Raw genomic sequence first — 3,678 nt, forward strand, 5'->3', positions numbered from 1 at the left:
CCGGCCGCCGCGCAACGCCGGAGCGGCTGCGGTGCTGAGCGGCTGCGGCGCCGCGCTTCTCCTGGGAGCCCCGACCCCCAGCCCGCATCCGGCCGGGGTTGGGCGCGCGCGGTGAGCCCGCCCTTCGAACTGGCGCTGCCGGCTGCCCCGCAGCTGGCGAAGTTCGCGCTCGGCTACCTTGCCGTGCTCGCCTCGCCGGGCCCGAACATGCTGGCCATGGCGACGCTGTCGGCGCTGCGCGGCTTCCGCGGCGTCCTGCCCTTCGTGGTCGGTATCGCCTCCGGCGCGGGCACGCTCGCGCTGCTCGTGTGGATGATCTTCGATGCGCTGCCGGACGTCCCCGGTCTCGAAGTGTCGGGCCGCGCGATCGGCGCGTTCGTCCTGCTGCTCGTCGCGCTCCGCGTGGCGCGGACGCCACCGATGCGGGAAGGGCCGTACCGTCCATTGCATGCCGATGGCGAGGAGCCGGCCGCGGCCTTCGGGGCGGGATTCGGCACCGCGGTGATGAATCCGGTGACCGCGGCCTATTGCGCCGCCCAGTTCGTCGGTCCGCTGGCGGGGACGCCGGGCAGCGCCCTGGCGCCGACGCTGGTCCTGCTGCAGGTGCTGCTCTACGGGCTGCTCGTCGCGACGCTGTTCGCGCGGCCGGCCATGCGCAGCTTGGCCATCCGCCACCATCGTCGGGTGTGCACCGTCTCGGCGCTGGTGCTGGCGGTGCTGGCGGTCGTCCTGGTGACCCCGCTGCTCGCGGCCGGTTGACGCGCCCGCGCCCGCCGGGCCCGCGGGCTGGCAGGGCTCAGCGGTATCGTGGTGCGGTGTCGGGTGTCGTCTCGCAGGGCGCGCCGTCGGTTGCGGGTGCGTGTGACCGGCATTCGTGACCGATCGGCTGCGGCGGGGGCTCCGGCGGCAGCAGCGCGGCGATGCCGTCCAGCGCGGCGCTCGCCGTGAAGGCACCGAAGACCGCCAGGGCGGGAAGCCGGAGCGCGCCGATGACCCGCGCCCCGCGTGTCGGCCCGCGCGTGCCGGGGCGCCGACGCTCTCCCCGCCCGTCGCGCAGCAGCAGCCAGCCCGCCACGAGCAGGCAGAGCGCCGACGCGCCGGCGAGAAGCGGCCATGGATCGATCGGATGGGTCAGGGCGTTCGACCTGGAGTATGGCGGCGGACACCCGGCACCGCGACGCTAGCGCTGGCCGCGGGGCGCAGGCCAGGGCCCGCTGGATGTCTTTCGCGAGAGACCGCGATCATGCTGCAACGCGGCAGAGGTTGCCTTGACACATCTCCCCCCGCGCCGTAGGGACGGCCCGCCTTCCGGGCGGGGGACCGCGAGGGAGGAGCGCATGCCGGACAAGGACGGCTTCGAGGAGCGGTTGCGGCAGGCCCGCGCCAGGCATGGGGTGGACACCCCGCCGGGCGGCGGGCAACTCCCGCAGGGCGGCACCTGGGGCTTCGGACTCCGGGCGGGAGTCGAGGTCGTCTCGGCCCTGATCGTCGGTGTGGCCGCCGGATGGTTCCTGGACCGCTGGCTCGGCACCTGGCCCTGGCTCTTCCTGCTGTTCTTCGTGCTGGGCAGCGTCGCCGGGGTGCTGAACGTCTATCGGCTGTTCAACCCCGCGAGGCGCGGCCCCGGGCCGTCCTGACCGGACGCGCGCGGCAGGCAACGACACCAACGCCGCGCAGGCGGACCGGGGGACTGGCGAAGTGGCTGCCGAAGGCAAGACGATCGACGCGCTTGGCCAGTTCGAGCTGAAGACCGTGCTCGGCCCGATCGGCGAGGCGGTGGGCTTCACCCAGTCCTCGGCGCACATGCTGCTCGCGGTCGGCATCATCATCGGCACGATCATGATCGGCATGTCGCGCCGCGCGGTGGTGCCGGGGCGCCTGCAGTCGCTGACCGAGTCGCTCTACGAATTCATCGCCGACCTCGTCGGCAACCAGGTGGGCCAGCACGAAGGGCGGCGCTTCGTCCCCTTCGTCTTCGCGCTCTTCACCTTCATCCTGGTCGGCAACCTGCTCGGTCTGCTGCCCTACGCCTTCACCTTCACCAGCCACATCGCCGTCACGTTCACGCTGGCCTTCATCGTGTTCGTGCTGATCACGGTCGTGGCCTTCGCGCTGCACGGCAAGAAGTTCTTCGGCTACTTCTTCCCCGAGGGCGCGCCGATCTGGCTGGCGCCGATCATCATCCCGGTGGAAGTCATCTCCTACCTCTCGCGGCCCGTGAGCCTCGCCATCCGTCTCTTCGCCAACATGACGGCCGGCCACGTGCTGCTGAAGGTCTTCGCCACCTTCGTCGTGCTGCTCGGCGGCCTCGGCGCGGTGGGGCCCTTCATCGCCATCCTGCCGCTCGCGACCAACGTCGCGATCGTCGGCTTCGAAATCCTGGTCGCGCTGCTGCAGGCCTATGTGTTTGCCATCCTGACCAGCATCTACCTGCACGACGCCGTGCACCTGCATTGACCGGCCATGTGACCCGGATGCAGGCGCGCGCCTCGGACAGACAACGACCGACCTGACGAAGAAGGATCTCAACCATGGAAGTGGCAGCCGCCAAGGCCCTCGGGGCCGGCATCGCCGTGATCGCGCTGTTCGGCGTGGGTCTCGGCATCGGCAACATCTTCTCCGCGCTGATCACCTCCGTGGCCCGCAACCCGGCCGCCCGCGACGCGGTGTTCCCGATCGGCATCCTGGGCTTTGCGCTGACCGAGGCGGTCGCGCTCTTCGCCCTGCTGATCGCCTTCCTCATCCTCTTCGCCTGATCCCGCTTCCGCCGGCGCTCGCCGGCGGGAACGACGACGCGTCGCGCATCCGCGCGGCGCGTCGCAGGTGAACAGGCGCGAGGCGACGGACCACCATGCCACAGCTGGATTTCGGCAACCCGCTGATCATCGCCCAGATCGTCTGGCTGCTGATCATCTTCGGCGCGCTGTACTACATGCTCACCGCCTACGCCCTGCCGCGCGTCGAGGGCGTGCTCGAGGAGCGTGCCGCCCGCATCGCCGCCGACCTCGAGGCCGCGCAGGCCGCGAAGTCCGAGGCCGACGCCGCCATGGCCGCGCACCGCGAGGCCACCGCCAAGGCGCGCGCCGAGGCGCAATCGGCCATCGCCGCCGCCATGCAGCAGGCTCAGGCTGAGGCTGCGAAGCGGTCGGAAGAACTCAACGCCCGCCTTGCCCGCCAGATCGATGAAGCCGAGGCGCGCATCGCCACGGCGCGCGACCAGGCGATGGGCGCGCTGCGCCAGGTCTCGGCGGAGACGACCACCTCGCTCGTCGCCAAGCTCGGCGCCAAGGCCGACGCCAAGGCGGTGGACGCCGCGGTGGATCGCGCGCTCGCCGCGCGCGCGGCCTGACGGAGGCACAGATGGCAACCCCCGCCCAGCACGCTTACGCGCATTTCTGGCTCGACCCGAAGTTCTGGGTCGCCGTGTCCTTCGTCATCTTCGTGGCGCTCGTCGCGAAGATGGCCTGGGCGCGGATCACCGAGATGCTGGACGCGCGCGGCGCCCGCATCCGCGCCGAGCTTGACGAGGCGCAGCGCCTGCGCGCCGAGGCCGAGGCGATGCGTGCCCAGGCCGAGGCCGAGCGCGCCGCCGCGCTCAAGGAAGCCGAGGACATGCTCGCCCGCGCCCGCGTCGAGGCGCAGCGCGTGGCCGAGGCCGCCGCGGCCGAGCCCCAAGCC

The 3,678-nt window shown here is 72.1% G+C and carries 7 protein-coding genes; 6 read left to right on the top strand and 1 reads right to left on the bottom strand.

Annotated elements, in window-relative coordinates:
• Positions 1 to 111 precede the first annotated feature (111 nt).
• On the top strand, positions 112 to 759 hold the full coding sequence (locus L2I40_RS20440; protein ID WP_237217019.1) for a LysE family transporter: 648 nt from the start codon (positions 112 to 114) through the stop codon (positions 757 to 759).
• A 37-nt stretch (positions 760 to 796) separates the two neighbouring features.
• On the opposite strand, the gene L2I40_RS20445 is transcribed toward L2I40_RS20440, so the two are convergent.
• The gene (locus L2I40_RS20445; RefSeq protein WP_237217020.1) at positions 797 to 1,075 is read right to left on the bottom strand and encodes a hypothetical protein; all 279 of its coding nucleotides are present in this window, start codon (positions 1,073 to 1,075) and stop codon (positions 797 to 799) included.
• A 262-nt stretch (positions 1,076 to 1,337) separates the two neighbouring features.
• On the opposite strand from L2I40_RS20445, the gene L2I40_RS20450 reads away from it, so the two are divergent.
• The 5 genes from L2I40_RS20450 to L2I40_RS20470 form a co-directional block, all read left to right on the top strand.
• A complete protein-coding gene (locus tag L2I40_RS20450; protein WP_237217021.1) occupies positions 1,338 to 1,637 on the top strand; it encodes an AtpZ/AtpI family protein in 300 nt (99 codons plus the stop codon).
• Between the two features lie 61 nt (positions 1,638 to 1,698).
• Complete coding sequence (locus L2I40_RS20455) at positions 1,699 to 2,457, top strand: F0F1 ATP synthase subunit A (protein WP_237217022.1); 759 nt, start codon at positions 1,699 to 1,701, stop codon at positions 2,455 to 2,457.
• Positions 2,458 to 2,531: 74 nt separating this feature from the next.
• Entirely contained in the window at positions 2,532 to 2,756 is a 225-nt protein-coding gene (locus L2I40_RS20460) for an ATP synthase subunit C family protein (RefSeq protein WP_237217023.1), read from the top strand.
• A gap of 95 nt (positions 2,757 to 2,851) precedes the next feature.
• On the top strand, positions 2,852 to 3,349 hold the full coding sequence (locus L2I40_RS20465; RefSeq protein WP_237217024.1) for a F0F1 ATP synthase subunit B family protein: 498 nt from the start codon (positions 2,852 to 2,854) through the stop codon (positions 3,347 to 3,349).
• Between the two features lie 11 nt (positions 3,350 to 3,360).
• Positions 3,361 to 3,678, top strand: a 318-nt coding sequence (locus L2I40_RS20470) for an ATP synthase F0 subunit B (RefSeq protein ID WP_237217025.1), incomplete at its 3' end; no start/stop codon positions are given.

This window comes from Falsiroseomonas oryziterrae (assembly GCF_021864505.1).
In the GTDB taxonomy this organism is placed as follows: Bacteria; Pseudomonadota; Alphaproteobacteria; order Acetobacterales; family Acetobacteraceae; genus Falsiroseomonas; species Falsiroseomonas oryziterrae.

Coding starts and splice junctions, on each gene's coding strand:
- L2I40_RS20450 (WP_237217021.1), top strand. CDS start 1,338: ATGCCGGACAAGGACGGCTTCGAGGAGCGGTTGCGGCAGGCCCGCGCC.
- L2I40_RS20460 (WP_237217023.1), top strand. CDS start 2,532: ATGGAAGTGGCAGCCGCCAAGGCCCTCGGGGCCGGCATCGCCGTGATC.
- L2I40_RS20465 (WP_237217024.1), top strand. CDS start 2,852: ATGCCACAGCTGGATTTCGGCAACCCGCTGATCATCGCCCAGATCGTC.